Source organism: Chryseobacterium lathyri, assembly GCF_030812195.1.
Lineage (GTDB): Bacteria > Bacteroidota > Bacteroidia > Flavobacteriales > Weeksellaceae > Chryseobacterium > Chryseobacterium lathyri_A.
This window is the reverse complement of sequence record NZ_JAUSSF010000001.1, coordinates 251,143-277,462: the sequence shown is the minus strand read 5'-3', so window position 1 is coordinate 277,462 and position 26,320 is coordinate 251,143. Positions and strand designations below refer to the sequence as shown.

The window sequence follows — 26,320 nt, the reverse complement described above, 5'->3', positions numbered from 1 at the left end:
TAGTCTCAGCCTTTTTAACAAAATATTATGATTACACCCAGCACCAAAATAAAAAATCATTACATTTGCTTTTTTTCAAACTCAAATAAATATTGAATGAATCAACTTTTTAGAAGGAAAAACTATTCAGAAACAGATACTTCTACCAGCCTTTTAAGGGTTTTAGGTGTTTGGGATATTGTTTTTTTTGGTATTGCGGCCATTATTGGAGCGGGAAGTTTCAGCAGTTTAGGTGAAGCAGTTTTCAGAGGTGGCCCCGGAGTGATTCTACTGTATTTGATTTGTGGTTTTGCCTGCGGTTTTACTGCGTTATGCTACGCTGAATTTGCAAGCAGGATTCCTACAGCAGGTTCTGCCTATACCTATGCTTATGCCAGCTTTGGAGAACTGATCGCATGGGTGATCGGATGGGCGCTGATTATGGAGTATTCTTTTGGAAATATTTATGTGGCTTTTTCCTGGTCCGACTATTTTACGAGCTTTCTAGAACGTCTGGGCATGCATATTCCTGATTATCTTACCTGCAGCTATACGGAAGCCCGCAAAGCTTTCCAGAATGGCTCTGAGAATAAGGAACTTTTAAACGCATGGAAGTCTGCCCCACTGATCGGCAGTTTGAAATTCATCGTTGATGTGCCTGCATTAGTGATCAACGGTCTCATTACATGGCTTTGCTATGTGGGGGTAAAAGAAAGTAAAAACTTTAATAATTCTTTAGTTATTTTAAAACTTGCCGTCATTGTTTTGGTGATCCTCGTAGGTTTTGCTTATATCAACACGGATAACTGGACACCGGTAAATCCGGAAACGCAGGTTGCTTCTTTCATGCCAAACGGCTTTGCAGGAGTAATGAGTGCGGTTTCAGGAGTTTTCTTTGCCTATATCGGTTTTGATGCATTAAGTGTACTTTCCGAAGAGACCAAAGATCCTCAGAAAACCCTTCCGAAAGGGATGATCATTTCTCTTGTCCTTTGTACGGTAATTTATATTGCTTTAACACTGGTTTTAACAGGAATGGTTGATTACAGGAAATTTGATGGTATCGGGGATCCGCTTTCATTTATATTCGAAAAATCGAATGCCAATGTAGCCTGGATGGAACTTGTGGTTTCCTTCGTTGCTATTGTTGCCATCACCACTGTACTATTGGTATTCCAGATGGGACAGCCAAGAATCTGGTATGCGATGAGCCGTGACGGACTGATGCCTGAAAAGTTCAAAACTGTACACCCAAAATATAAAACCCCTTCGTTTGCAACTATTATTACAGGTATTGCGGTAGGAGTTCCCATCCTTTTTACAGATAAAACATTCATCCTCGATTTCACAAGTATCGGAACGATCTTCGCTTTCGTACTGGTGTGCGCCGGAGTTTTAATGCTTCCTGCAAAACAGAAGATCAAAGGCAGATTCCACCTTCCCTATATTAACGGTAAATTCATATTCCCGGTTATTTTTATCGGTGGGTTAATAGGCTTCTATATCTGGCAGCCGGAATTCTTCAGCAATCTGATGGACTGGAGTAATCCTAAAGAAGGTGAATTCAGAGCTTCTATCTTCGTTTTCATTCTGATCAATCTGGTTCTGTGTATTTTTACCTTTATCAAGAATTTCTCTTTAATTCCGTTAATCGGCTTAAGCTCTTGTCTATACCTTCTTACAGGAATGAGCCATGAAAACTGGTTCTGGTTCGGACTCTGGTTCGCTTTAGGCCTGGTGATCTATTTCTGTTACGGTTATAAAAACAGTAAGCTCAGAAAAGAAGAAGCATAAAAATAATCAAAATAAATTAAGTATAATAAAAGGCAAATTCGCAGATCAGCAAATTTGCCTTTTATTTTTCCAACAAATCGGCAGAATTATTGCATATATTTCAACAGGAACTATAAACTAATTTTGCCATGTCAGAAAGAATAAAAACCTACAGAGAATTTTATCAGTTCTACCTTACCGAGCATAGTAAAACAGGAACAAGAATCTTTCATTTTATCGGAACCCTTTTAGTATTTGTAGTGATCTGGTATGTCATCAGTTCAGGCAAAGAAAGGTTTCTCTGGTATATTCCGATCGTAGGATATGGTTTTGCCTGGTTCAGCCACGCAGTCATTGAGAAAAATAAACCTGCTACTTTCAAATATCCGCTCTGGTCATTGATCTCTGATTTCAGACTGTTTTTTGAGCTGCTGACCGGCAAACAAAAATTCAGAGGGACAGCTCCGGCGCCAAAGGAAACAGAGGGTTCTGAGAACCTGTAAGGGCTTGTCTGCTTTAATCATCAACGTTTTTGACACCTGATTTTTAAATTTGATGCTTCGGATTAGAAATGCATTTAAGTCGTTAAAATCAAAGATTTTCAGAGATCAATTAATATTGTTTTTCCAGGATATCATAATGAGTGGTATTCATTATTTTCTCTGCTAAAGCATCTCCATCCACCTTGATATGTTCCGGCCTGTATGTTGAAAATGTAACCGTTTTGTCCTTATTAAATACAACAGTCACTTCTTCCAAAATCTCACTTCCAACATAGAACTGAAGCCTGTCATCCACTATTCTCCAGAACGAAAGCCTTGGTTCGGAGGGCATACAGTCTCCTGAGCTTCCTTCCACATAATTATAGACTGCAAATCCGTCATCTCTTATGGAATAGTTTCTCATCAAACGACAGTTATCAAAATCCTTAATTACTTTTTTCTTATTTTCATAAAATCCGGATTCTTTCAGTTTCCAGAATCCTGTGACATCCTCTTTCTTTAATTGCTGAGCATTGAGTAAGGAACTAACTGCCAAAAACAGGATTCCTGTATATATTCTATTCATTATTAATTAAGATTGTACTTCTTTTATTTTAGACTGTTTTGAGAGAAAAATCTTTTAGTTTCGGCGGCCTCTGGCCGCCGAAATTAAAAGAAATCCTTAAACATAAGCTTTAATTACAAAAACACAAAACACTATATATCAATCTATTTAAACTTCTTTTTAAAGTTAAACTTAAGCATATTAACTATGCCAGGTTCAATAATATCAATTCCCAATCCAAAATTACTGTCCGCTATCGTATGATGATCTTCGCGGAATTTTTCAAACTGATCCTGTGGAATTTCCAGGTTCACCAGAGGATGGTATTCTATAAATACAGTGGCGCCTTTCTTAGTGATTTTTTTACGGCTTTTATAATCAAAATACGGATTGCTTATGGTACTTTCCTGGACGGTGTATTTTTCCTGCATATCAATTTTTTGATCTGTATATAAGCCAATCTCATATCGCTCACTGTCAAAATTATGCCAGAAAGGAAGATCTTTATGCATGAAATCCCTTGCACTTGCCTTAATAACATTCCGGTCAAAATACATGAGGAAACGGTTTTTCTGGGGATCTACATAATATGGATTTTCCACTGTAGCCGTATATTGAATTTTGAATTCATTTAGTTTTTTATCATCGCTTACAATATCAATAGCTGCATCTTTGAAAATATTTCTGACGTCTGTTCCATTCCGGTCGCCGGAGTAATTAAGCCCATAAAACAAGAAACTGTTCCAGCTGTCTATGATCTCCCTTTTATTCGTACTTTTAAAATACCTTCTCATTGCGTTCGCACGGTTGCCTTTATACGTCGTGGTCAGCTTCAGACGGCCCGTTGTATTCTGAACATTAAACTCAACTTTTTCATCAATGCAGTAATACGGAAATTTATACGATTTTCTTTCCTGCAATACCTGATCAGGTTTCACTTCCAGATAATGCATAAAATAAATAAAACCCCGGTTTTCTATCAGTCCGAATTCATCACGGACTGTAGCATCCACAAAATATTCCTGGCCTTTATAGTGAATTTTTACAATTACATGATTAAAGCTCAATAGCGATGGCAGATAATATTTGATATAATAATCAGTATGGAAATTAACGAGAACCACCGAAGAATCAACGCCGATATAATCTAAAATAACTTTCAGTAAAACACATTTGGCCTTGCAGTCGCCCTGCTTATTTTCATAAGTAACGGAAGGTTCCTGCGGCTTGTGCCCGTTCATCTCATCGGCATTGAAAATATAATAAATATGATTCTGCACATATTCTATGGCAAACTGCAGTTTATCATCCTGCCCGTTTATTTCATCAAGTTTTTCAGCAAGATTGGGCGCAAAATCTTTCAGGGAATACTTACTGAAGATTTCTTCATACATGGGCGCAATATAGTTGGACAGGTCTTTCCAGCTGTTTTCTGTTGCAAAATCTATAAACGGGAAGATCTCACGGCTCGCATCTACCTGATTAATGTAATTTTTCTCTTCTATAACAAACTCCTCTCCTTTCTTCAGATGATGGATCTCAGGCTCCAAAACATTACCCAGCTCATCCCTGAAGAATGTTTTTTTATACGCAATATTCTGCTCCCTGTCATTGATAAAAGTAAACTTAAAGCTCCCATATGCCCAGTAATTATCCGGGCTTACCCATACATATTTTGAAAATTCCTTTCTCAGAAAATCACGTTCAGTAAATGCCTTGAACCGCGAATCTTCCAGGATCAGGACATCATAAAGCCTCAGGTCCTTAATAGTAATATTGATCTTTTTGTTACTGCTTAAAATTCCGCCGCTGCTTTGGTTCTCGCTGTCCAGTACTTTTATTTTGGTATCCGGAATCTTATCGATCAGTACTCCGTCTCTCAAAACACTGATCCTGTGAATACTGTAGACCTCATTCTCTTCTACAATGACCTCCGAAACAGAAGCCCGCTCCAGATTTCCCGGCTCATTCAGGGTATAGGCCATACAGACATATTCGCTGTTTTCGGTATTGCTTGTATAATATTTTTTATCAACAAAATAACAGTAGTCCCTTCCTTCGTCAATCTGTTTCCTGGAAAATTCAGAGTCTTTTATTCTATCAATCAGCTCATGATCTTCCTTACTCCCTGCCCATGCTTCAGGCTTCTGAATTTTGTAATTTGCAATTTGAATTGGATTATCCATAGTATATTTTGGTAATTGTATTCTTGGTTAAATTTTAGAAGCGCTCAAATTAAATAATTAAAAACTAAAAAACAATAGAAAAACTGCGTCAAAAACTTCGGCATAGTAATTGCGACTAAGATGTAAAATAAAGTTTATGAAAATTATCGCAACCATTCTAAAAGGCGCTGTTCCTGCAGTAGCACTATTCGCAATGACACAATGTACCACTACGGCCAATACTGCCGGAGCCGATGAGAAAACATTCATCGTAGGACCTGAAACTGCAGACTGTACAGGAGTAGCCCCAATGAAATGTCTGCAGGTAAAAGAAAAAGCATCAGAAAGCTGGACCAATTTCTATACGAATATTGAAGGATTTACTTACGAGCCCGGATATGAATATGTTTTGAAAGTGAAAACTGAAAAAATCGCCAATCCTCCAGCCGACGGATCTTCTATAAAGTACACCCTGATCAAAGAGGTTTCCAAAACCAAGAAATAATACAGAAAACTCCCGGAAATTCCGGGAGTTTTTATTTTACGATTATGAAAGATATAATAAGTTAAAAAAGTTTCATCATTTAAACCGTCATTCCAATATCAATACCTTTGATTTTTCTGTAAAGATCGGTGGCAAAATTATCAGTCATTCCCGAAACAAAATCAATGACGCCAAGTACTTTCTGATAATCCGTTCCCTCTTCGTAAACGAATTGTCTGGGAAGCAGTTTCAGTGCTTTTTTATCATAAGATTTCCTTTCATCCTCAGGTTTCAGAATGGATGGAATAAAATGGTCAAGAAGCTCATACATTACATTGTAGCCGGCATTTTCAATTTCCACCACAGCTTTATGATTGTAAATCTTTTCAATGGAGAACGCTTCGATATCCTGCAGGGCACGGTTCTCAGCTTTATAAATATCAAGAAGTCCGTTATCCAGGTTGCCCAGGAGAATATTCTCGAAATTATGCTTGTAAATCTCAAGGGATTTATTGATCAGGGCATTAATCGCTTTTGCTCTCAGATAAGAAATCTTTTCATTTTCATTGGAAATGGATGCCAACTTGTTTTTTACCCTGTCCGTATCATTGCTTTCGGATCTGATCAGTTCAAAAAACAGGTTTTCGCAGTCTGAAGTGGATACAATTCCCAACCGGTGGGCATCTTCCATATCAATAATGTTGTAACAGATATCATCCGCTGCCTCCACAAGCCATACGAAAGGATGCCTTTTGAATATATACGGTTCCTCATTTTCCATGATTAAATTCGTTGCTTTTGCTATTTCCAGGAAGATATCTTTTTCGTTCTGGAAAAAACCGAATTTCTTCCTGTGAATAACGCCTTTTTTCTTAGCAACCGCTTCACACGGGTATTTTGCAATACTTGCAAGCGTAGAAAAGGTAAGCTGGATTCCACCTTCATCCTTTCCCTGCTGACGCTGCGCCAGAACTCTTATGGCATTGGCATTTCCTTCAAAATTAACAAGATCTGCCCATTCTTTTTCATTAAATTTAAGCTTCAGGTCCTTTTCATTCCTCTCGAAATAGCTCGCAATCGCATCTTCCCCCGAATGCCCAAATGCGGGATTTCCTACATCATGACACAAACAAGCAGCTGCAATTACATTTCCTAAATTATGAAGATAAAAGTTTTTTGAATCTTCCGTAAGGTCTTTTTTATAAGCATCAAAGACAAATTCTCCGATAATACTTCCCAAACTTCTGCCTACCGACGAAACTTCCAGCGAGTGCGTCAGCCTGTTATGCACAAAAACACTTCCGGGAAGAGGAAAAACCTGAGTCTTATTCTGCAGTCTTCTGAATGCAGAAGAGAAGATAATTCTATCGAAATCCCTCTGAAAATCAGTTCTTGAAGCTTTAGTATGCGGATTGTTCCCTGTACGCTGATTCGTAAAAATCTGGTTTAAATTCATCATTTTTCAAAATTACTCCAAATTTTATTTTTACGGAATAGTATTTGAACTTTTATTGAAAAGCAAAACCATGCCTGAAGGACCATCCATACTTTTAATGAAAGAAAGCCTGCAGCCGTTTGTCGGACATCAAGTGACGGAAGCTTCAGGCAATGCCAAATTCGAGAAGGAATCGCTGATCGGCCAAATTCTTCATGAGATCCGTACATTCGGAAAACAGACGTACCTTGTTTTAGATAATACAGCCATCCGGATTCATTTGCTGATGTTCGGATCATACAGTATTGATGAACAGACAAAACCGGATAATAGCCTGCGCCTGTCACTTCATTTCAAAACCGGAAGCATGTACTTTTACACCTGCTCCGTTAAATCCGTAGCACTGGAATTTTTATCAACAATAGATTGGGAAGCTGACATTATGAGTGATGCCTGGAATCCTGAAAGGGCGGAAAAGAAACTGAAATCCAAACCTGCAATGATGGTTTGTGACGCTCTGATGGATCAGGATATTTTTTCCGGCGTAGGAAATATCATTAAGAACGAAGTTCTGTTCAGGATCGGTGTACAACCTGAAAGCTTAGCAGGAAACCTGCCTGCAAAAAAACTGAAGGAACTTATCGCTGAAGCCAGAAATTACAGTTTTGATTTTCTGGAATGGAAACGGGAATTCGTTTTAAAGAAACATTGGCTGGTGCACACCAAAACCATATGCCCGAAATGTGGTGAGAAACTCGTGAAAAAACAAACCGGAATAGGAAAGAGACGAAGTTTTTACTGCGAAAATGATCAGAAAATTTATTAAAAGTAATCATCAATCTTCAGCTTCAGAAATCTTATTTACAGAATCTATTTTGACCAATGTTTTTTCCATTCGCAAAAGCGGCCGGAAACGTTCTATATTTGGGGCATTCAATACATCTGATGGCAGATGAACAGTAATAACCAACTCATATTTAAATCTTACAAAAAATGACAGACAATACATGGCTTGACAGATGGAACGACAGGTACAGCAGTGAAGAATTCGCTTACGGAACGGAACCCAATAACTATTTAAAAGAACAGTTAGAGAAATTAGAACCAGGCTCTGTTTTGTTTCCCGCAGAAGGCGAAGGAAGGAATGCTGTTTTTGCAGCCGTAAAAGGATGGAATGTTTCCGCTTTTGATATCAGCAGTGAAGGAAAAAGTAAGGCATTACAGCTTGCTGAGAATAAAAATGTCACTATTGATTATCAGGTCGGTGAACTTCAGGCCCTGAATTTCCAGACGGAGCAGTTTGATGCAATTGCTCTTATTTATGCCCATTTTCCGGCTGACATCAAATCTTCTGTTCATCAGATGCTGGATCAGTATCTTCGTAAAGGAGGTATTATTATTTTTGAAGCCTTCAGCAAAAACCACCTTGATTATGTAACAAAAAATGAGAAGGTTGGCGGCCCCAAAGATATCGGGTCATTGTTTTCAACAGATGAGATCAAAGCTGATTTTCCTGATTATGACATTATACAACTGGAAGAAATGGAAATAGAACTCAATGAAGGCTTATTTCACAACGGAACAGGTTCTGTGATCCGCTTTGTGGGACGAAAGCTGTAGTCTACCCTTCCGGATTCAGAAATCCACCGGCATATTTTGTGAAAAAATCGGATCTGTAGACTTCGCCTATGGGAATCTCAGATTCATCGATATAAATATTATGGTTGTCAAACGAATCGATAAAGTCGAGATTGACTACATAAGATTTACTTACACGAAGAAAGGTTTCCCACGAAATTTTCTGGTGGATGGTTTTAAGGTTCATGGCTGTAATGAGCTTCTGATGCCGGGTGTGGATCACCACATAATCTTTCAGGCCTTCTATAAATTTAATATCTGAAAAGCTGATCTTGTAGAACCTCCGGTCTGCCTTTATGAATAATAAGTCAGGTGTATTGGACTCTACTGTATTTTTTACGGTGTCCTTAGACAAAAGCTCTGTGTAGAGGATGGCTTTTTCTATAGCTTTCTCCAGTCTTTTGCCATCTATCGGTTTCAGCAGATAATCTACAGCTTCCAGTTCGTAGCTTTTCAAGGCATACTGGGAATAGGCTGTGGTGAAAATGATCAGGGATTTTTTTGGCAGCATTTCTGCAAATTCCAATCCGGTTACCATTGGCATTTCAATATCCAGAAAAATAAGATCTACATCATTGGTCTTAAGAAAATCCAGTGCTGAAAGAGCATTGGAAAATTCTCCCAGGATTTCGGCTTTGGAAGTTTCATTGACCAGCGAACGCATTTCAGCTCTTGCCAAAGGTTCATCATCTACTATAATACAGTTCATACAGGAATTTTTAAATTAACGGTATATTCTTTTTCTCCGGAATTGATTTCCAGGCTGAAAGTGTTTCCGTAGAGAAGCTCAAGCCTTCTTTTAATATTGGCGAGCCCCAGCCCGCTGTAGTTTGCATTGGATACAGTCAGGCTCTGATTCATTGAATTGGTGCAGATAAAGTGGAGTATTTTGTCTTTAACGTTTATCTCTATTTTCACATAGCATACTTTATCACTGATATCCACGCTATGCTTTACGGCATTTTCAACAAAAGTGGTGAACAAATTCGGAGGAATAAAAGTACTTTTTAACGTTCGGCTTTCTGTTTCCGCAGTGATATCAAAAGAAAAATTCTCTCTTCTTATTTTTTCAAGGTTAAGAAAATTGGACAGAAAATCTATCTCCGAAACCAGCAGGGTTTTCTCTTCTCCATTTTCATACAGCTGATACCTTAAAAACTCTGAAAGTTTTACAATCACCGCAGATGCTTTTTCAGGATCAGTTCTTGTAAGAGCTTTCACATTATTCAGCATATTAAAAAGAAAGTGCGGATTGATCTGGTTGCGGAGTTCATTCAGCTCCATCTGCAGGGTCAGATTGTTCAGTTCTGCTATTCTTTTGGTATCATTGATCCATTTCTGCAGTAGCTTCACTGTAGTTGTGGTCAAAATAATGGGAACACACATCAGTATACCTTCATAAACACTGCCTTTCTCTCCTGCCTTCCTGATATTTTGTACTCTAAAGTCTTCAAAGAAGAACCTGAAACCGTAGCTTATCATATTCAGCCCGGCAAATCCCAGGAGCACAAGCAGAATGAGATAAGTAATATATCGGGCTTTAAAGAAAAACCTGGGTACCAGGATATATATATTAATATAGACCATGGTAATCAGTATGCTGTATACAAATAACAGAACATAATACTGCTGAATTCCGGAATACCAGTGCCAGAACCTTGCACTGTACAGCAGGAAGAAAAAGAAAATAAGGAACAGCAGGTGCCTGCGGAACTTAAACCTGTCTTCAACCAGAAAGTCCATGACCAGTGTTTCCTTAAATTTCAGTGTGCTGTACTTCATAGTATTCTGCCGGTTTTAATCCAGAACAAAAATAGAGAATAACGCAAGAAGTCCCCATAATATTATACAAACCCTGCATTTTTTTATACAAATTATAACGTACACGAATTTCGTATAAAATAGAAGCGGTTTGGTATAAAAAAAAATCTCTACGATGTTATTCTGTCTTTCTTTGCCGTGTTGAATTTTTATGCTTATGGAATTAGCCGTTTTTCAGGAACTTACAAAAGAAATAACCTCAGAATGTTTTTATATGACAGAATCCCAGCAAGAAGAGAAGGTAATACAGATGATCGACCTGCATCATTTTGTAGAATGTTATCATTCGCAGATCAGGATTTTAAACTACATTCAGCATCCTGTTAATACCGTGGAAGAAAATGGTGTTAGAAAAGGAATTTTATTTTATAATCTTAAACATTCTTCCCCGTTCGACTGGAATGCTTTTGAGGAATATAAAAGACGGAGCAAGCTTAAAGAAGTCTGGTTTGTCTTTGTGGAGGAAGATGCCGTTTCCGATACGTGCTGTTATACTGACTTTATTATTGAGAATAGCCTAGAGATATTCTATGACAAAATATTCGTGTTCCATTTTTTCCAATCTATCATCCATACTTTAAAATAAACCATGAAAACACTGAGAAAAGTCCTTTTACCGCTTGCTATGTTCCCTTTAAAGAACATTGCCTATGCTCAAAAAAGAGATAGTATTCCACTGAAGGTAAGAGCATTTTTTGCCGACAAGTTTCCACAGACCCGCGATCTTAATATTGATTATACCCTGACTACCCCTTTTCAATTCTCTTCGAAACTTCAGGGGGCGGGCTTGTCTGATAACAAGGTGAAAAGCTTTCAGCAGCTAAAAGCCAATGCCAATATTTATTTTGTCAAAAAGAAAAGCTGGCTATTGAGCACTTCTCTGAATTATCGTTATTCAGCATTCAATACGGAAGCACCGATTTTACCTGAAATGGATGCAAAGAATGATTATCATTATCATTCAGAATCAGTCAATCTCAGTTATTTTTCCAAGTTATTCAATAAGACAGCGATTTATACGGCCAGTGCTTCAGTGGACGGAAGTGAGCAGCATTTTGAAAGAATCAGAGGGTTGGTGACTGCTTCTATTGTTTTAAAAGCTACTCCAAAGACAAAAATGCTGGTGGGTTTAGCCGGGTTTATTGATCCAAGCGCACAGATTCCTTTGCTTCCTGTATTTACCTATGAAAACAAATTCAATAGCGGATGGGTACTGGACATTCTTCTCCCTAAAAAATTACTGATCAGAAAGGATATTTTTGCCAACGGCAGGATTTCCCTGGGAACGGAAATGGATAATACATCCTTTTATATTTACAGGAATACCAGAACTTATGAATTCAGGCAGCTGGAAATCAATTCCGGGGTTATTTATGAACATAATCTCGGCAGTAATTTCATTGGAACTTTAAAAACCGGAATCAGGGCTGTTCCGCAGGCAAGAGTGTTTGATAAGGAGGAATCTCTTAAAGACTATATTTTTGAAGCCAGCTACAAGCCTTCATTCTATTTCAATATCGGAGTCTCTTATAATCCTTTTGGAAAGCCAAGAGCAAAATAATTTCAAATTTCTGAAAAACCGTTCAAGAGTTCTTGGAAAAGCAAAACCTTAAATCTTAAAAAAATCAATGTGTCCCCATCTTTGAAAATACATTAATAACAATTACCCCAACCACAATCAGTGCAATTCCGATGATAGCCGGCAGATCCGGAACCTGCTTAAAAGCAATGATCCCGATCATGGTTATAAAAACAATTCCGACTCCGGACCATATGGCATACGTAATTCCGACAGGAATCTGGCGCAGGGTAATACTCAGGAAATAAAATGCGGCTGCATATCCTACCACAGTAACCACAGAAGGCCACAGCTTTGAAAATTCTTCAGATTTTTTCAGAAAAGTGGTAGCTATGATCTCGAATATGATGGCCAAGGCAAGAAATATATAACTGCGTCCCATAAGCTTATTTTTACAAAAATAACGAAAAGCCATTTCTTTTCACAGAAAACTGACTGATAAAACTGCTATTACATCCCCTTTTTTCAATCAGATGTAGGCTTATATTTTCAAAGTATATCTATCCTGGTTAAGGATCTAAAATCCAGCAAAAACTCCTGTCTTATTGTCCCTTATGGGTGAAATCATTTCAAAGCACTTATTATAAAAGGTTTACAAAAAGAAAAAAATATTTACTTAAAAATGTCTGCCAGCAATCCTTCCCAGCCTGTCAGTATTTCCAATACATGTGACAAAGTTTTCAAATTGATGTCATAAAATTTGTCAGCTTTTAAAAATTAAAGGATAAAATTCAAGTCCGAAAAATAAGTTTTCTTAACATAATAATTCTTCATCACCCAAAATCTGACGTTCAAAAAACAAACTTAAAGTAAATATTATGCACTGCATTTTTAATTTTTTGTTTTATCAAGTCCAATATAGAAGCATTGAAACAGTTGTCAACTTTTTATTTTTTTGAAGATAAGACAATAAATATAGTAATAATTTCCTAAAAACACATTAATTTTTTGTAAACAAAAACTTAGTTAAAATTAACAATACAAACACATAACACACTGATATACATCATAATTATTTGCTTTGGCACGTGATTTGAAAACTGTAATATTGCAATTAGAAAATTGATAAAATAAAGTCAAATAATTAAATAAAACAAAAATGGTAACTTACATCGGTATCGCAACATGTGTAGTAGTATTCGCTTCTTACTTTATGACAGTAAAAAGAGAACAAAGAAACTAAGTTCTATAAAGAAAAGCTCTATAGAACATCCATATTAATTGTATTGTTTATGTTTTTAATCTGAATATTCAGATTCTGCTCTTTTACTCATTGGAGTAAAAGGGCCCGAAAACATAACCCCTTCTATTAAATTTCATAGCAAATTTTATATATCCCAATAGTAAAGCTGAACAATGGTTCGGCTTTCCTTGTTAAATATCTGACAACTAATGGCTTGATCTAAATCTGGCAGCATGCTCTTATTTGTAAGCCGGCTAAAGCCCATTCATGTTGAATATTCTCTCCTTTCCTGGTCTGGGCTACCTGTTAATTCTTAATTCAGGACCAACCATCATTTAATAAAGCCTTATCTTTGTATAGATAAGAATTATTTTTAGTTTTAGCATGAATCTGTACAATCTCATCATTCAGGATAAAGAGGAAGTAACCCTCAACAATGTATTTCTTAGCAGCAATAACAGAGCCCAGCTTGCGCAGCTTATTAAAGAACACACCTATGTAAAAGAATTGCAGGAATACGGCCTCCCCGTAAATAACAAGATCCTTCTGCAGGGAAATTCCGGATGTGGAAAAACGATGACCGCCAAAGCTGTCGCCAATGCTTTGAATAAAAATATACTGATCTTAAATCTGAGCAATATTGTCTCGTCCCGCATCGGGGAAACTTCCCAGAATATTAAAATGATATTTGATAAAGCCGCCAGGGAAAGATCTGTCCTGTTTCTGGATGAGCTGGACCAGATCGGGAAAGCAAGAGGAAGCGACGATAAGGATGTAGGAGAAATGAGAAGACTGGTGAATACGCTGATCCAGCTGATCGATTATTATCCCGAAAATGCCCTTTTAATCTGTGCAACGAATCATGCAGAGATCATTGATACCGCTTTGCTGAGACGTTTCCAGCTAAAGATCAGCTATGAAATGCCACCCACCGAGTTTCTTGATACCTTTTATGATGATCTCCTTTCTAAATTCCCGGAAGAACTGAGAAAAATAGACCGTAAGTACAACATTTCTTTTGCCGAGGCGAAAGACCATGCTTTAACATCAATTAAGTCAGCTTTAATTCAAAAGCTGGAAGCGAAGGAAACGATACAGCTATGAAAGAAGATATCCTCCATAATCTTGGAATCATCAATGACAGGATAAAGAAAGCATGCGAGCAAGCAGGCCGAAACCGGGATGAAGTCAGATTATTGCTAGCTACAAAAACAGTTTCAGCAGAGCATATTAAAACAGCTTTAGAAAACGGGCAGACTTTAATTGCAGAGAATAAAGTCCAGGAACTGAAAGAGAAATATGATGAGCTGAAAGGCATACCACATGAAAATCATTTTATAGGCCACCTGCAGACCAATAAGATCAAAGATATTCTAAAATATGATGTCGTTTGCGTACACTCTCTGGACCGTCTGGATCTTGCAGAAAAACTTCATCAAAGGCTTTTATCGGAAGGAAAAACAATAGAGGTACTCATCCAGGTGAATACCTCAGAAGAGGAAAGTAAATTCGGCGTCCATCCAGATGAAGCCGCTGAACTGGCCAGAAAGGTTTCTGAATTCAGTACATTAAAGATTAAAGGCTTGATGACCATCGGCCTTTTCAGTGCAGAAACGGAGAAAGTAAGAAGCTGTTTTAAGATCCTGAAAGACCTTCAGCAGGAAATCATCAGCCAGAATATTCCTAACGTAGAAATGAAGGAACTTTCCATGGGAATGAGCAGTGATTTGGAGATAGCCATTGAAGAGGGAGCTACCATTGTGAGAGTGGGAACGGCTGTGTTTGGGGCGAGGATATATCCGGATAGTTTTTATTGGGATGAAGGGAAATAGAATCCAAAATAAATTTTTATCGTTATAAAACCTATAGCTTGATAACAGAGATTTATCAACCCTAGTTCAAATTCCCTAGGGAATAAATCATTACCACTCAAAAAGCTTACCTGCTCCTATTTCTTCAAAATAACTTTCCGCAACCGCTCTTCATGCTGATCTCCCCAATTTCCCAATGCAGAAATAACAGGAATCAGTGTCTTACCAAAATCTGTAAGATAATACTCTACTTTTGGCGGAAGCTGGGCATAAATGATTTTTGAAACCAGTTCGTGTTCTTCCAGTTCTTTCAGCTGAATATTCAATACCCGTCTTGAAGCATCGGGAATTTTGCGCTGCAGTTCACTCGGACGTTGATACCCTTCATTAATAAACCACAGCAAACGGATCTTCCATTTTCCGTAAAGCACTTCACCGATCAGATCAAGACCGCAATTTAAGTTCAAAGGAATTTTTCTTTCATACATACTGTAAAATTAGCCCAATGTTCCAAAATGTACAATAGGGGAAAAATTAATCCCTATGCAATTCGATTTTCCCTTATTGCCGGAAATGAAGATACTTCTGAAATTTGTATCAAAGAATTTAGCATATGAAAGAACAGTTTAATTTCAATAACGAACTGAAAGGCAAAACAGCCCTGGTCACAGGTGGTACTAAAGGAGCAGGAAAAGCCATCGCAGAAAGATTACTGAGTGCAGGGGCCACAGTAATTACCGTTGCAAGAAACCCTCCCGACGAGGAAAATCCAGACTTATACTTTATTTCAGTAGATCTCAGTACCTCTCAGGGAACTCATACAGTGGTGGAAGAAGTTGTACAAAAATTCGGGAAGCTGGATATTTTAGTTAATAATCTCGGAGGCTCAGAGACCAAAGGCGGTGGCTTCGCCGTTTTAACCGACGAAGACTGGCTGCATTCGCTACAGACCAATCTTTTATCACCGGTACGCCTGGACAGGGGCTTTCTACCGCAAATGATTGAAAGGAAAACCGGTGTCATTATTCATATTGCCTCCATTCAGGCCAGATTACCATTATATGACAGTACACTCCCCTATGCTGCTGCAAAGGCAGGATTACTGAATTACAGCAAAAGCTTATCCAACGAAGTTGCTCCAAAAGGAGTCCGCGTATTAACTGTTTCACCCGGCTGGATCATGACTACAGCTTCTGCAAGAATGATGGAACGGATCGCTGAAAGTAACAAAAGTACCGTAGAACAGGCTACACAAAGCGTAATGGATGCATTGGGAGGAATTCCTTATGGAAGACCGGCAAAACCCGAAGAAGTAGCTGAACTGGTAGGGTTCCTGGTGTCACCAAGAGCTCATTATCTCACAGGAACCGAATACATTATTGACGGAGGAACGATACCCACAATTTGATAATTGATAATTGATAATTGATAATTGATAATTGATAATTGATAATTGATAATTGATAATTTAAAAACAAAATAAAAATGAATTTACCTAACATCATTTCAAAATTAGTGAAAGCACAAAACGAATTTGACAGTCATGCCTATGCTGATTGCTTTATAGAAACCGCAGTCGTATTTGACGAAGGCAAAACCCACAACGGAAAAACAGAAATACAAAACTGGATTGACACCGCCAACAAAGAATACAAAGCCAGCATGAAAACTTTAGATTATAACGAAACAGATCATGTTTTGTCAGCGGAAATTTCAGGCACATTTCCAGGAAGTCCGGTGACTTTGAAATACCATTTCGAGTTCAGTGAGGGCCTTATTGGGTCATTGAAGATTACAGGCTAAAAGAACCAACAGTAAAATTTCCTATTTATCACATACAGAATTCTTATTTAAATAGCTTGTTCGGTATCTTTTTTGATCGTAAAATATTTAAAACCAAACAAATACATTTTATGATTAAAAAATTACTCTTGGGCTGTCTATTCATGACAGTAGTGTTCCTGTCTTCGTGTGAGAAGGATCATAATACATCACAGACAAATAATAGTGAGGTATCGATTAAAACAGTTTCAATGGTAACTTTTGGTACCATGGCTATAGCACTTCTTGTAGCATACAGCTCCCGAAGAAGGTAACAGGATATAAAATAATTTTAAAAAAACACCCGCCTGGAATCCAAACGGGTGTTTTTATATGGGTCATAAATCCTGATTACATATAAGCTTCAATCGGCTCACAAGTACAAACCAGGTTTCTGTCTCCGTAAGCTTCATCCACTCTGGATACAGAAGCGAAGAATTTGTGGTCTCTTACCCATTCAAGAGGATAAGCTGCCTTTTCTCTGCTGTACGGTTTATCCCAGGAATCCGAGATCACCAGCTGTTCGGTATGAGGAGCGTTTTTAAGGACATTGTTCGCTTGATCTGCTTCTCCGTTGGCAATCTCATCAATCTCTTTTTTAATTGAAATTAATGCCTCTGCAAAACGGTCGATTTCAGACTTGCTTTCAGATTCTGTAGGCTCAATCATTAATGTTCCTGCTACAGGGAAGGAAACGGTAGGCGCATGGAATCCATAATCCATCAGTCTCTTCGCTACATCAGCTACTTCAATTCCTAAAGATTTGAACTGACGGAAGTCTACAATACATTCGTGAGCTACTCTTCCACTTCTGTTGGAATACAAGATCGGGAAATGTTCTGCCAATATCCCTTTAAGGTAATTGGCGTTCAGGATCGCATGCCCTGTTGCTTTTTTCAGTCCATCTGTTCCTAACATCTTAATGTAAGAATAAGAAATATTAAGGATCAAACCTGAACCGTAAGGTGCTGCAGAAATCCCTTCGATCGCTTCTTTAGCTCCAACTCTGATATTGGCATTGGAAGGAAGAAAAGGAACCAGGTGCTTGGCCACACAAATCGGGCCTACTCCAGGGCCTCCTCCTCCATGAGGAATAGCAAACGTTTTGTGCAGGTTCAGGTGACATACGTCTGCCCCAATGTTTCCTGGACTTGTGAATCCTACCTGAGCGTTCATATTGGCACCGTCCATATATACCTGTCCGCCATGTTCGTGGATCAGGCTTGTAATTTCTTTAATATTGTCATCAAAGAATCCGTAAGTTGAAGGATATGTGATCATTACACAAGATAAATTCTCAGAATTTTGCTCTGTTTTAGCTTTTAAATCTTCGAAATCGATTTCTCCGCTTTCAAGGTTTTTCACCACAACAATTTTCATTCCTGCCATTGCTGCAGAAGCCGGGTTGGTTCCGTGTGCAGACTGAGGGATCAATACTACGTTTCTGTGGCCTTCACCTCTTGAAATGTGGTATTCTCTGATCACCATTAAGCCTGCATACTCTCCCTGAGCTCCGGAGTTTGGCTGTAATGAAGTTCCTGCGAAACCTGTAATCTCAGCAAGATCTTTTTCAAGTTCTTTGATCATTTCCTGATAACCTCCGGCCTGATCTACCGGTACGAACGGATGAATACTTCCCCAATCCGCCCATGAAAGTGGAAGCATCTGAGTGGCTGCATTCAGCTTCATGGTACAAGATCCGAGAGAGATCATTGAGTGCGTTAATGATAAGTCTTTTCTTTCAAGACGCTTGATGTAACGCATCAATTCTGTTTCCGTATGATATTTGTTGAATACCTGCTCTGTAAGAATTTCGTCTTTTCTCAATAATTCTTCAGGAATGCTGTATCCTTCTTTAATTTCTAATTTGAAAGTCTGCTTGTCTTTAAACTGAGCGAAAGAAGCCATCAGATAATTTAATTTCTCCAATGTTGTACTTTCGTTGATTGCAATACTTACCACTCCTTCTGTGAAATAGTTCAGATTAAGTCTGTGATCAAGCATCACTCTCATCAATCTTCCTTTTTCATCCTCGCTCATTGTGATTTTCACAGTATCGAAGATCGGCTCTTCAACGGTCTGATATCCTAATGCTTTAAGCCCGTTTTTCAAAGCGTTTGCTTTAAAGTGGATCTGATCAGCAATATAATTTAATCCTTTTGGACCGTGATAAACCGCGTACATTCCTGCCATTACGGCAAGAAGCACCTGTGCTGTACAGATATTGGACGTCGCTCTTTCTCTTTTGATGTGCTGTTCTCTGGTCTGAAGCGCCATTCTCAATGCACGCTTTCCGTACATATCCTGAGAAACCCCGATGATTCTTCCCGGAATGTCTCTCTTGTAATCTTCTCTGCAAGAGAAAAATGCTGCGTGAGGTCCTCCGTACCCCAGTGGAATACCGAATCTCTGTGAAGTTCCAACGGCACAGTCAGCTCCCATAGAAGCCGGTGATTTTAATTTAACCAAAGCCATCGGATCACAAGCTACAACTACCTGCAGATCCAATTTTTTATAGTTTACGATATCTTCTGTGTAATCCAGAACGATACCATTTTTACCCGGATATTGTAATAAGACACCGTAATACGTTTCGTCTAGCTGATGAGTTTTGTGATCACCTTCTACAATTTCGATTGCTAAACCTTCTGCTTTCGTTTTTAAAACAGAAACTGTCTGAGGTAAAACAAGGTCGGAAACGAAGAATTTGTTGGCATTAGCTTTCTTCTGATCCTTCGTTCTGTTGTTAAAGAACATGTGCATAGCTTCGGCCGCAGCTGTAGATTCATCTAAAAGTGAAGCATTAGCCAGCTCAAAACCTGTAAGATCACACACTACAGTCTGGAAATTAAGAAGTGCTTCCAGTCTTCCCTGTGCAATTTCAGCCTGATAAGGTGTATATGCAGTGTACCAGCTAGGATTTTCAAAGATGTTTCTCTGAATAGCTGAAGGCAATAGTGTATTGTGGTATCCAAAACCGATATAGCTGGTATAATCAGTATTCTTCGATGCCAGTTCTTTGGAATGGTTCAGCATTTCGTATTCTGAAAGCGGCGCAGAGATCTCAAGATCCTTTTCTAGTCGGATAGAAGAAGGAATGGTCTGAGAAATTAGTTCTTCAATACTTGAAACGCCCAATCTTTCCAACATTGCCTGTTTATCGGCTTCATTAAGGGAAATGTGACGGCTCACAAACTGTTCTGTATTCATTTTTATTTATTAGATTTTGTTCGTAAAAAAGATTCGTAAAATTACAATTTTTTAAACGACTGTACAAGAGTTCAAAATTGCCGGAATGATAGAGAAAAACTCTTGCCTGTTTTAAATTTATTCAGTCTAAATTTTCAACTTCCTGCTTAGAATATGCATCATTTCGGGGAAATCAAGTTATTATAAAATCTGCATTTCCAGGTCATAAACAGGTAGTGAATTCACTTTAAACACACTGATATACAGATGTTATAACATTTATGAAATTTTATTAATTATATTTATTCTAAATTAATATATTTGCAGCATGAATATGATTGTCCCATTTAAAGTACCTCCTTTATCTCCAGTATACGCATTCAATAATGAAGACATGTTTTGTGAAAAGAAATCATGTTGTAAGAAATTCAAAAAGGGAAAAAGATGCAAAAAGTGTCCCGGAAGGAAAAAGATGGCTTAAACTAGCCGAAGTTCCTGAACAGAAAATATATAGCTGCCGCCAGAATAAGAATTCCCCAAATCAGCATCATGATCTTTGGCTGTCCGGATCTGTTGATCGGTGTTCTGGGCTGAGGTTTAAACATTTCTTCCACACTGTTTTTAAACTGAGCAGCATCATTCTCAAAAACTTCAGTAATGGTGATTCCCTGTACAGCAGTTTTGTGAAGCTGAGAATTCGTTGCATGCAGCAGAAGCTGAAATTTTCCGTCTTTAAATTCTGTGATCTTAAAAATCCGTTCTCCAAAAGGTTTTTCAAGGCCGAAAGGCAGTATTTTTACCACATCGGCATTATTTGTTTGCCAGTTAATGATGATCTCCTCCCCTTTTTTTGCATGAACTTTATTAGAAGTAAATGTTTTGATGGAAGGCGGAGTATTATACCTGAAACTTTTCTGATGATTCTCTAAATTCTGATCATAGGTACGTCTCTTTCCTGAATCACTCAATATTTCATACGCTTCCTGAATTTCGCGGAAGCGCCCGGCAAAGAAATCGTCGTTATCGTTCTTGTCCGGATGGTATTTTAAAGATAATTTTCTATAAGCTTTTTTGATGTCTTCTTCTGAAGCATCCGGAGAAATCCCGAGAAAATAATAGTAGTCTTTCATTGAGCTGTACAAAAATAGGAATTTATTTTTTTCGTATTGCTTCTATGAGGTAAAAAAATTCCGGCGCGGGAAGCTTTGCTTCCCGCGCCGGAATTAACAATTTCAATTTAGTTATTTACTGCTTATGCTTCCACAATATTATCCTTATTTTCTTTCCTGCAGCATCTTGAAGTGAATTCTTTTTTGAATTTCCCTTTTAGTTCCTGATACTGCTCTTCGTCCATTTCTCTGATCTTATCAGCCAGACCGAAAGGTGATTTTTCTTTAATTCCGTATTCGCTGAAAATACCCTTTATAAATTTTTTTCTTTGTACTGCTTTTTTGGCAATTAATGCCACTCCAACAACAGCTAATGCTCCCAGAGCTCCTTTTAATGCTGAATTTTTCATTTTTTCAAAATTTTAAATTTTACTACTTCTTGTTTTTTATAGAGACGGATGAATTTCAATTTTACTTTACTACTTCTTAAAATTTTAAATTACCCGTTGTTTCTGTTAAAGAATCCTCCTGAACATCTGTTTTTCCATACTTCCTTGAATTTTTCCCGTTCTTCAGGAGATAGTCCGGCCATTTTTTCTCTCATTTTCCTTTCTTTAAAATCTCTCATCCCCTTGCCAAAATGTAAGCCTCCAAAAAGGATCTTACTTAAGATCAGAATCCCCATCGCCTGCCAGAATGTAATGGATTTCACACCCAGAATCTCAGGAAGCAGACAGTTCCAAAGCCACATTACAATTAATGTAACGGCTACTAAGATCAGCGGCGGACATAAGAGTAAAAAAATCCAGCCTTTTTTGTGTTTATGATTCATAATTTCTTCTTTACTAACTATTTAAATCTTCGTATAATTTTCTCAGTCGGTTTCTTAAATGCTTCACAGCATAATTTTTTCTACTGATAATGGTCTTTATATTTTCTCCCTGTTCATCAGCAATCTGCTGAAGGGTCTTGTCATTCAATTCGTTTTCTACATATACCAACCTCTGTTTCTCGGGAAGTTCATCCAATGCTTCGAAAAGCTTTTTCCAGATTTCGTCCTGAAACATCTTAACTTCGGGACCTGCACTGTCGTCTAGCAATAAGATATCTTTGATAGAAAAACTTCCGTCTTCATCTTCATAGACAAAGTCTTCAAGATTTTCGGTTTTCTTTTTGCGGTAACGATCAGTGATTTTATTTGCAGTCACTCTATACAGCCAGCCGCCTACATTCACAATCTCAGAAAGATTGGTCAAACTGCTGAACTGAAACCACACTTCCTGCAAAATATCTTCCGCATCTTCTGCGTTTTTCACTTTCGGACGAATATAAGACATCAGCTTTCCTCCGTACTTTGAAACGGTTTGTGAGATGATGCTTGCTTTCTCCTCCTGTGGCATTGTTATTTCTTCGACAACCTCCATATTGCTATGACGGCTTGCTTTATGGTTTTACTTTAATAAATTTAAAAAAAATTCTTGATTGTTTGGATTTTGTTTCTGGATGCGGGTTTCGGAGCGCGAGATTTGGATTAAAGCAGGTAATGAAATATGGAGAAATTACTTCTTAATCTTAGCCTGAACCCTCACTCAATCTCATATCTGATGTCTGAAATCTGGCGTCTTGACTCTATCCACAAAAAAACGGGAAGCAATACACTCCCCGTCTATGTTTATCTTAGCTTTTATTATTTTTTGTTGAAATTCTCTGCAAAAAAGCCCAGCATATATTTATACAGCTCCAGTCTGTTCGGTTCTTTCCCGAATCCGTGCCCTTCATCATATTTTACTAAATACGGAACTTCAAAGCCCTTTGCACGCATTGCTTTTACAATCTGGTCGGATTCATTAATGTTGACTCTTGGATCATTGGCTCCCTGCACTACAAACAGAGGTTTTTTGATCTTATCGATCTGGAAAACCGGAGAAACTTCTTTGGCAATTTTTGCTTCTTCAGGGTTGTCAAGATCATACCAAATCTGCTTTACCATTTCTTTGTAAGGTTTCCAGTATTCCGGGAAGGAGTCGAAGAAAGTGAAAATATTGGATACTCCCACATAGTCCACACCACAGGCATAAAGATCCGGTGTTTTGATTAAGCCCATCAGAGTAGCATAACCACCGTGGCTTCCTCCGTAGATCGCAATCTTATCTTTGTCTATCCAACCTTGTTCTATGGCATATTTCACCCCATCTTCCACATCATCCATTGCTTTTCTTCCGATCTGCTTGTATCCTGCTTTCTGGAATTCTTTTCCGTAACCTCCGGAAATTCTAAAGTTTACCTGAAGCGTTGCATATCCTCTACTGGCAAAAAGCTGTGTTTCCGGGTTGAATCCCCACTCATCACGGATTCCCTGCGGACCGCCATGAGGATTCACAATCAAAGGTACTTTTTTACCTTCAAGAGCAGCTTTGGGAAGGGTGATGTATCCTCGGATCGTTAATCCATCCCTGCTTTTGAATTCGATAGGCCTCATCTCTGCCATATCTTCTTCTTTCAGCTGAGGCATCAGGTTGTAAAGAAGATTTATCTTTTTGCTTTTCGTATCATATTCATAATAAGCCCCATAGAATTTGTCGCTTCCCACATACACCAAAAGCTTTTCATTATTATCATCCGAAGAAACGATGGAGAACTGTTTGTCTTTAAATTCAGATTTCAGTTGAGCATCAATTTCTTTATAAAACTGACTTACCGGAACGGTTTCACTTTTAATCCCGTCATAGCTCACATAATCAAGTTCATAATTCCTGTTTTTACCGGCAACACTGATGGAGCTTACATCAAAAACAGGATTGGAATATACTTCTTTGATCACTGCATTCTTCTTCAGGTCATAAAGCACAATCCTGGCCTTGTCACTATCCAGATTGGTAACAACATAAGCTTCATCTTTATTTTTGGAGTTATCATTAAGTCCTATGATGCTGAAGGTGTCTTTCCAGTCTGTGGATTTAAGCAGATTAAATTTTCCGGTCTGCAGGTCTTTATAGTAAGTCTTGGTTGTCAGCCCGTTCTCAAGCACAGTATATCCTCTGAGATTGCCGTCTTTATCAAAAATATAATCATCAATAGGGCTGTTGACATCTTTATTTTCATAAAGCTGGGTTATTTCTCCTGTATTGAAATTGATCTTATAAGGCTCAAAGATCTGTTTGTTATTTTTGTTCATTGTTACAACAACAAATTCAGTATCTTTTATCAGCTTTACAGTTCCTAGGGTAATTCCGTCAAAAGGAGTCAGATCTTTAAGGTTTTTTCCGTCAATATCTGCTGCATAAAGATGGATATTTTCATTACCTCCTTTATCCTGAGTGAAGAAAAGGCGTTTTTTGCCAAGCCAGCCGTAACTCTTGATAAGGTCGTCCTTTTCTACAATGGCTTTTGTAATTTTCCCTGTTTTCAATTCTTTTACATAGACATGATTCTTCTTATCCTTATCTTTTTCTTTGTAGGAAAGATACTGTCCGTCCGGAGATATTTTAAACTGTGAAGCATTCGGTCTTGCAAAATAATCTTCCACTTTATATTTAAAGTTTCCTTTATCATAAGAAACCAGTTTCTCAAGATTTGCTTTAGTGGATGGAAGCGTAGGATCGCCCGGCAGTTTTGCCGTTGAAGTCTGTGCATTAATCATAATTGCTGAAAGTACGACCTGAGCCGCACCAAAAATTTTAGTATTAATATTCATAATTCATATTTTGGATGGTTAAATGATCTATCACTGATTTTAAAATTAGTTAAAACCTTATATATAATATGACATCCTAACCCTCAAAATGTTACATGCATTCCGAAATTTCATAAAAAAAGTTTGTCTCTAATTTAAATAAATTCCAAAATACCAGGTCCATGCAATCAGAATAAGCTGCATTGGGATTCTTTGGGTGTAAAGATATTTCATACCTGGCCCGGTATAGTCTGCCTTGAAAATATTAATGTTTTTCCTGGAAGAATTAATGTTGGCGATAAAAACCAAAACATAAAAAATAATCAGCAGTATAGCCGTTATTTCTCTTATTGAAGGAATCATCAGCCCAATTCCCGCAGCAATCTCAAGGATTCCTGTGAAATACACCCAGAACATTTTACCGGGAAGAAAATCGGGAATCATCATAGCCATTCCTTTCTGGAATTTAAAATGGGAAAACCCTGTAAAGACAATGAACACAGCCATTCCCAGATTTCCCGAAAATAAAAAATCCGGCTTTCCCTGAAATATATAAGTTCCTACTAAAGCAAGAATAAATGTTGTAAAAAGGATCGTTAATAATTTCATGTTTTGTTCATATGTACTGTTATAGAAAGATAGTGTAAATTTTGTACAAATAACCCTTACAGGTTAGAAACTGTAAGGGTCTTGTTTTTTAAAGGAATTTACTTTACTATGCTTTTTCAGCTAGATTTTTAACCACTTCCAGCCCTTGCTTAAATCCTTTATCCATGTGATCTTCCCATTCTTTGTCGACCTGTACTTCAACATGAAGCTTTGTTTTCCCTTCAAGATCAATAAGGATATATTTTTCGAAACAGCCGCTCCATTCCATTATTTCTTTGCTTTGGGTGTCTTCATTCCCTTCGCTATCTACCATTCCCAGATGTTTAAAAATAATTTGGTTAGGTTCATCCAGACTGTCAATGGTTGATACCATTCCTGCACCCTCTGCATTCACGAAGTAAGTTTTTCCGCCCACCTTCCAGTCGGATTTCATTTTGGATCCGGAACCGAAAAACTGGGTCCATTCGGTATAGGTATCGGGATTCCAAAGAATGTCCCAGACTTTCTGTAGCGGGGCATTGATTACAATTTCGTAGGATAAGGTTTCCATATTTTATATTTTTTGGTTGTTATTTACAATTGATTTTCTGAAAGATTTTTCACAATTCCTAAGGCATTTGGAAATTTTTCTTCAAAAAAATCTTTAAATTCTTCAGGCGTCTGAATTTCAATTTTCAGTATTGTCCCTGTTGGTATTTCTTCTAGAATATACCTTTCTGTGGCTTCACCCCAATTCTGTTCAGTTTCTACACCATCGTAAATTTCCCCGAGGTGCAGGAATTTCATTTCTTTATTGGCTATATTTTTTTCAACACGGCTGTACATGCCGTTATTATTTGGGTCAAAAAATTTCATAATGCTTCCTTCTTCAAAAGTTCCCATATAGAAAGAGCCTTCTGTAAATGCTGTTGTCCACTGTCTGTATGTCATATCACTCCAAAGCACATCCCAAACTTTTTCAGGAGGTGCCTCAATTTGAATCTCAAAAAATAATTTATGCATTG

At 37.8% G+C, this 26,320-nt stretch carries 27 protein-coding genes; 11 read left to right on the top strand and 16 right to left on the bottom strand.

All coding sequences use genetic code 11. The features are described 5' to 3' along the window. Positions 1 to 96 precede the first annotated feature (96 nt). Together J2T03_RS01300 and J2T03_RS01295 are read left to right on the top strand one after the other, a co-directional pair. Complete coding sequence (locus J2T03_RS01300; protein WP_307209009.1) at positions 97 to 1,773, top strand: APC family permease; 1,677 nt, start codon at positions 97 to 99, stop codon at positions 1,771 to 1,773. 128 nt (positions 1,774 to 1,901) lie between these two features. After that, positions 1,902 to 2,255, top strand: coding sequence for a DUF962 domain-containing protein (locus J2T03_RS01295; RefSeq protein WP_307209007.1), 354 nt, complete (start codon positions 1,902 to 1,904; stop codon positions 2,253 to 2,255). Between the two features lie 109 nt (positions 2,256 to 2,364). On the opposite strand, the gene J2T03_RS01290 is transcribed toward J2T03_RS01295, so the two are convergent. Together J2T03_RS01290 and J2T03_RS01285 are read right to left on the bottom strand one after the other, a co-directional pair. Continuing rightward, the gene (locus J2T03_RS01290) at positions 2,365 to 2,820 is read right to left on the bottom strand and encodes a lipocalin family protein (RefSeq protein ID WP_306845961.1); all 456 of its coding nucleotides are present in this window, start codon (positions 2,818 to 2,820) and stop codon (positions 2,365 to 2,367) included. 143 nt (positions 2,821 to 2,963) lie between these two features. Beyond that, the gene (locus J2T03_RS01285; RefSeq protein ID WP_307209006.1) at positions 2,964 to 4,985 is read right to left on the bottom strand and encodes a hypothetical protein; all 2,022 of its coding nucleotides are present in this window, start codon (positions 4,983 to 4,985) and stop codon (positions 2,964 to 2,966) included. 136 nt (positions 4,986 to 5,121) lie between these two features. Between J2T03_RS01285 and J2T03_RS01280 the strand changes: the two genes are divergently transcribed. Then, positions 5,122 to 5,469 carry a DUF4377 domain-containing protein gene (locus J2T03_RS01280; RefSeq protein ID WP_034747440.1) on the top strand — a complete coding sequence of 116 codons (348 nt, stop codon included), beginning with the start codon at positions 5,122 to 5,124 and terminating at the stop codon, positions 5,467 to 5,469. Positions 5,470 to 5,548: 79 nt separating this feature from the next. Here J2T03_RS01280 and dgt read toward each other — a convergent pair whose 3' ends face one another. Further along, positions 5,549 to 6,904 (bottom strand): dGTP triphosphohydrolase, encoded by a 1,356-nt coding sequence (dgt, locus tag J2T03_RS01275; protein WP_307211065.1) that lies wholly within the window; start codon positions 6,902 to 6,904, stop codon positions 5,549 to 5,551. Positions 6,905 to 6,974: 70 nt separating this feature from the next. On the opposite strand from dgt, the gene J2T03_RS01270 reads away from it, so the two are divergent. Further along, positions 6,975 to 7,709, top strand: a complete 735-nt coding sequence (locus J2T03_RS01270; protein WP_307209005.1) for a DNA-formamidopyrimidine glycosylase family protein — start codon at positions 6,975 to 6,977, stop codon at positions 7,707 to 7,709. Between the two features lie 167 nt (positions 7,710 to 7,876). Next, entirely contained in the window at positions 7,877 to 8,503 is a 627-nt protein-coding gene (locus J2T03_RS01265; RefSeq protein ID WP_307209003.1) for a class I SAM-dependent methyltransferase, read from the top strand. 1 nt (position 8,504) lies between these two features. Here J2T03_RS01265 and J2T03_RS01260 read toward each other — a convergent pair whose 3' ends face one another. Together J2T03_RS01260 and J2T03_RS01255 are read right to left on the bottom strand one after the other, a co-directional pair. After that, on the bottom strand, positions 8,505 to 9,230 hold the full coding sequence (locus J2T03_RS01260) for a LytR/AlgR family response regulator transcription factor (protein ID WP_306845965.1): 726 nt from the start codon (positions 9,228 to 9,230) through the stop codon (positions 8,505 to 8,507). Continuing rightward, the gene (locus J2T03_RS01255; protein WP_307209001.1) at positions 9,227 to 10,303 is read right to left on the bottom strand and encodes a sensor histidine kinase; all 1,077 of its coding nucleotides are present in this window, start codon (positions 10,301 to 10,303) and stop codon (positions 9,227 to 9,229) included. Before J2T03_RS01255 ends, J2T03_RS01260 begins: the two co-directional genes overlap by 4 nt. 196 nt (positions 10,304 to 10,499) lie before the next feature. Between J2T03_RS01255 and J2T03_RS01250 the strand changes: the two genes are divergently transcribed. Further along, on the top strand, positions 10,500 to 10,928 hold the full coding sequence (locus tag J2T03_RS01250) for a hypothetical protein (protein ID WP_306845967.1): 429 nt from the start codon (positions 10,500 to 10,502) through the stop codon (positions 10,926 to 10,928). Positions 10,929 to 10,931: 3 nt separating this feature from the next. After that, positions 10,932 to 11,903 carry a DUF6268 family outer membrane beta-barrel protein gene (locus J2T03_RS01245; protein WP_307209000.1) on the top strand — a complete coding sequence of 324 codons (972 nt, stop codon included), beginning with the start codon at positions 10,932 to 10,934 and terminating at the stop codon, positions 11,901 to 11,903. 64 nt (positions 11,904 to 11,967) lie between these two features. On the opposite strand, the gene J2T03_RS01240 is transcribed toward J2T03_RS01245, so the two are convergent. Next, the gene (locus J2T03_RS01240; RefSeq protein ID WP_306845969.1) at positions 11,968 to 12,303 is read right to left on the bottom strand and encodes a DMT family transporter; all 336 of its coding nucleotides are present in this window, start codon (positions 12,301 to 12,303) and stop codon (positions 11,968 to 11,970) included. A 1,185-nt stretch (positions 12,304 to 13,488) separates the two neighbouring features. Here J2T03_RS01240 and J2T03_RS01235 point away from each other — a divergent pair. Beyond that, positions 13,489 to 14,208: an AAA family ATPase gene (locus J2T03_RS01235; RefSeq protein ID WP_307208998.1), complete on the top strand. Its 720-nt coding sequence runs from the start codon at positions 13,489 to 13,491 to the stop codon at positions 14,206 to 14,208. Next, complete coding sequence (locus J2T03_RS01230; RefSeq protein WP_307208996.1) at positions 14,205 to 14,936, top strand: YggS family pyridoxal phosphate-dependent enzyme; 732 nt, start codon at positions 14,205 to 14,207, stop codon at positions 14,934 to 14,936. The genes J2T03_RS01235 and J2T03_RS01230 overlap by 4 nt, the downstream gene beginning before the upstream one ends. A gap of 116 nt (positions 14,937 to 15,052) precedes the next feature. On the opposite strand, the gene J2T03_RS01225 is transcribed toward J2T03_RS01230, so the two are convergent. Beyond that, positions 15,053 to 15,403 (bottom strand): winged helix-turn-helix transcriptional regulator, encoded by a 351-nt coding sequence (locus tag J2T03_RS01225; RefSeq protein ID WP_307208994.1) that lies wholly within the window; start codon positions 15,401 to 15,403, stop codon positions 15,053 to 15,055. 125 nt (positions 15,404 to 15,528) lie between these two features. Between J2T03_RS01225 and J2T03_RS01220 the strand changes: the two genes are divergently transcribed. Both J2T03_RS01220 and J2T03_RS01215 read left to right on the top strand, forming a co-directional pair. After that, positions 15,529 to 16,323, top strand: coding sequence for an SDR family oxidoreductase (locus J2T03_RS01220; protein WP_307208992.1), 795 nt, complete (start codon positions 15,529 to 15,531; stop codon positions 16,321 to 16,323). Between the two features lie 77 nt (positions 16,324 to 16,400). Next, positions 16,401 to 16,718: a nuclear transport factor 2 family protein gene (locus tag J2T03_RS01215; RefSeq protein WP_307208990.1), complete on the top strand. Its 318-nt coding sequence runs from the start codon at positions 16,401 to 16,403 to the stop codon at positions 16,716 to 16,718. A gap of 369 nt (positions 16,719 to 17,087) precedes the next feature. Here the strand turns inward: J2T03_RS01215 and gcvP are convergent, their stop codons facing one another. The 9 genes from gcvP to J2T03_RS01170 form a co-directional block, all read right to left on the bottom strand. Further along, positions 17,088 to 19,946, bottom strand: a complete 2,859-nt coding sequence (gene gcvP / locus J2T03_RS01210; RefSeq protein ID WP_306845974.1) for an aminomethyl-transferring glycine dehydrogenase — start codon at positions 19,944 to 19,946, stop codon at positions 17,088 to 17,090. A gap of 461 nt (positions 19,947 to 20,407) precedes the next feature. Beyond that, positions 20,408 to 21,055: a J domain-containing protein gene (locus tag J2T03_RS01205; protein ID WP_307208987.1), complete on the bottom strand. Its 648-nt coding sequence runs from the start codon at positions 21,053 to 21,055 to the stop codon at positions 20,408 to 20,410. 122 nt (positions 21,056 to 21,177) lie between these two features. After that, complete coding sequence (locus J2T03_RS01200) at positions 21,178 to 21,444, bottom strand: hypothetical protein (protein ID WP_306845976.1); 267 nt, start codon at positions 21,442 to 21,444, stop codon at positions 21,178 to 21,180. A gap of 89 nt (positions 21,445 to 21,533) precedes the next feature. Continuing rightward, positions 21,534 to 21,866, bottom strand: coding sequence for a hypothetical protein (locus tag J2T03_RS01195; protein ID WP_306845977.1), 333 nt, complete (start codon positions 21,864 to 21,866; stop codon positions 21,534 to 21,536). A gap of 13 nt (positions 21,867 to 21,879) precedes the next feature. Next, the gene (locus J2T03_RS01190; protein ID WP_307208985.1) at positions 21,880 to 22,458 is read right to left on the bottom strand and encodes an RNA polymerase sigma factor; all 579 of its coding nucleotides are present in this window, start codon (positions 22,456 to 22,458) and stop codon (positions 21,880 to 21,882) included. A 263-nt stretch (positions 22,459 to 22,721) separates the two neighbouring features. Next, positions 22,722 to 24,728 (bottom strand): S9 family peptidase, encoded by a 2,007-nt coding sequence (locus tag J2T03_RS01185; RefSeq protein WP_307208983.1) that lies wholly within the window; start codon positions 24,726 to 24,728, stop codon positions 22,722 to 22,724. Between the two features lie 129 nt (positions 24,729 to 24,857). After that, positions 24,858 to 25,316 carry a DoxX family protein gene (locus tag J2T03_RS01180; protein ID WP_307208982.1) on the bottom strand — a complete coding sequence of 153 codons (459 nt, stop codon included), beginning with the start codon at positions 25,314 to 25,316 and terminating at the stop codon, positions 24,858 to 24,860. 106 nt (positions 25,317 to 25,422) lie between these two features. Continuing rightward, a complete protein-coding gene (locus tag J2T03_RS01175; protein ID WP_306845981.1) occupies positions 25,423 to 25,866 on the bottom strand; it encodes an SRPBCC family protein in 444 nt (147 codons plus the stop codon). Positions 25,867 to 25,889: 23 nt separating this feature from the next. Then, positions 25,890 to 26,318 carry an SRPBCC domain-containing protein gene (locus J2T03_RS01170; RefSeq protein ID WP_307208981.1) on the bottom strand — a complete coding sequence of 143 codons (429 nt, stop codon included), beginning with the start codon at positions 26,316 to 26,318 and terminating at the stop codon, positions 25,890 to 25,892. Positions 26,319 to 26,320: the final 2 nt, after the last annotated feature.

Bases quoted from the DNA above. Each gene is read 5' to 3' on its own strand.
- J2T03_RS01220 (WP_307208992.1), top strand. From the start codon at position 15,529: ATGAAAGAACAGTTTAATTTCAATAACGAACTGAAAGGCAAAACAGCC.
- dgt (WP_307211065.1), bottom strand. From the start codon at position 6,904: ATGAATTTAAACCAGATTTTTACGAATCAGCGTACAGGGAACAATCCG.
- gcvP (WP_306845974.1), bottom strand. From the start codon at position 19,946: ATGAATACAGAACAGTTTGTGAGCCGTCACATTTCCCTTAATGAAGCC.
- J2T03_RS01285 (WP_307209006.1), bottom strand. From the start codon at position 4,985: ATGGATAATCCAATTCAAATTGCAAATTACAAAATTCAGAAGCCTGAA.
- J2T03_RS01295 (WP_307209007.1), top strand. From the start codon at position 1,902: ATGTCAGAAAGAATAAAAACCTACAGAGAATTTTATCAGTTCTACCTT.
- J2T03_RS01265 (WP_307209003.1), top strand. From the start codon at position 7,877: ATGACAGACAATACATGGCTTGACAGATGGAACGACAGGTACAGCAGT.
- J2T03_RS01260 (WP_306845965.1), bottom strand. From the start codon at position 9,230: ATGAACTGTATTATAGTAGATGATGAACCTTTGGCAAGAGCTGAAATG.
- J2T03_RS01290 (WP_306845961.1), bottom strand. From the start codon at position 2,820: ATGAATAGAATATATACAGGAATCCTGTTTTTGGCAGTTAGTTCCTTA.
- J2T03_RS01240 (WP_306845969.1), bottom strand. From the start codon at position 12,303: ATGGGACGCAGTTATATATTTCTTGCCTTGGCCATCATATTCGAGATC.
- J2T03_RS01235 (WP_307208998.1), top strand. From the start codon at position 13,489: ATGAATCTGTACAATCTCATCATTCAGGATAAAGAGGAAGTAACCCTC.
- J2T03_RS01180 (WP_307208982.1), bottom strand. From the start codon at position 25,316: ATGAAATTATTAACGATCCTTTTTACAACATTTATTCTTGCTTTAGTA.
- J2T03_RS01205 (WP_307208987.1), bottom strand. From the start codon at position 21,055: ATGAAAGACTACTATTATTTTCTCGGGATTTCTCCGGATGCTTCAGAA.
- J2T03_RS01200 (WP_306845976.1), bottom strand. From the start codon at position 21,444: ATGAAAAATTCAGCATTAAAAGGAGCTCTGGGAGCATTAGCTGTTGTT.
- J2T03_RS01280 (WP_034747440.1), top strand. From the start codon at position 5,122: ATGAAAATTATCGCAACCATTCTAAAAGGCGCTGTTCCTGCAGTAGCA.
- J2T03_RS01230 (WP_307208996.1), top strand. From the start codon at position 14,205: ATGAAAGAAGATATCCTCCATAATCTTGGAATCATCAATGACAGGATA.
- J2T03_RS01270 (WP_307209005.1), top strand. From the start codon at position 6,975: ATGCCTGAAGGACCATCCATACTTTTAATGAAAGAAAGCCTGCAGCCG.
- J2T03_RS01250 (WP_306845967.1), top strand. From the start codon at position 10,500: ATGGAATTAGCCGTTTTTCAGGAACTTACAAAAGAAATAACCTCAGAA.
- J2T03_RS01185 (WP_307208983.1), bottom strand. From the start codon at position 24,728: ATGAATATTAATACTAAAATTTTTGGTGCGGCTCAGGTCGTACTTTCA.
- J2T03_RS01195 (WP_306845977.1), bottom strand. From the start codon at position 21,866: ATGAATCATAAACACAAAAAAGGCTGGATTTTTTTACTCTTATGTCCG.
- J2T03_RS01170 (WP_307208981.1), bottom strand. From the start codon at position 26,318: ATGCATAAATTATTTTTTGAGATTCAAATTGAGGCACCTCCTGAAAAA.
- J2T03_RS01175 (WP_306845981.1), bottom strand. From the start codon at position 25,866: ATGGAAACCTTATCCTACGAAATTGTAATCAATGCCCCGCTACAGAAA.
- J2T03_RS01190 (WP_307208985.1), bottom strand. From the start codon at position 22,458: ATGGAGGTTGTCGAAGAAATAACAATGCCACAGGAGGAGAAAGCAAGC.
- J2T03_RS01245 (WP_307209000.1), top strand. From the start codon at position 10,932: ATGAAAACACTGAGAAAAGTCCTTTTACCGCTTGCTATGTTCCCTTTA.
- J2T03_RS01215 (WP_307208990.1), top strand. From the start codon at position 16,401: ATGAATTTACCTAACATCATTTCAAAATTAGTGAAAGCACAAAACGAA.
- J2T03_RS01300 (WP_307209009.1), top strand. From the start codon at position 97: ATGAATCAACTTTTTAGAAGGAAAAACTATTCAGAAACAGATACTTCT.
- J2T03_RS01255 (WP_307209001.1), bottom strand. From the start codon at position 10,303: ATGAAGTACAGCACACTGAAATTTAAGGAAACACTGGTCATGGACTTT.
- J2T03_RS01225 (WP_307208994.1), bottom strand. From the start codon at position 15,403: ATGTATGAAAGAAAAATTCCTTTGAACTTAAATTGCGGTCTTGATCTG.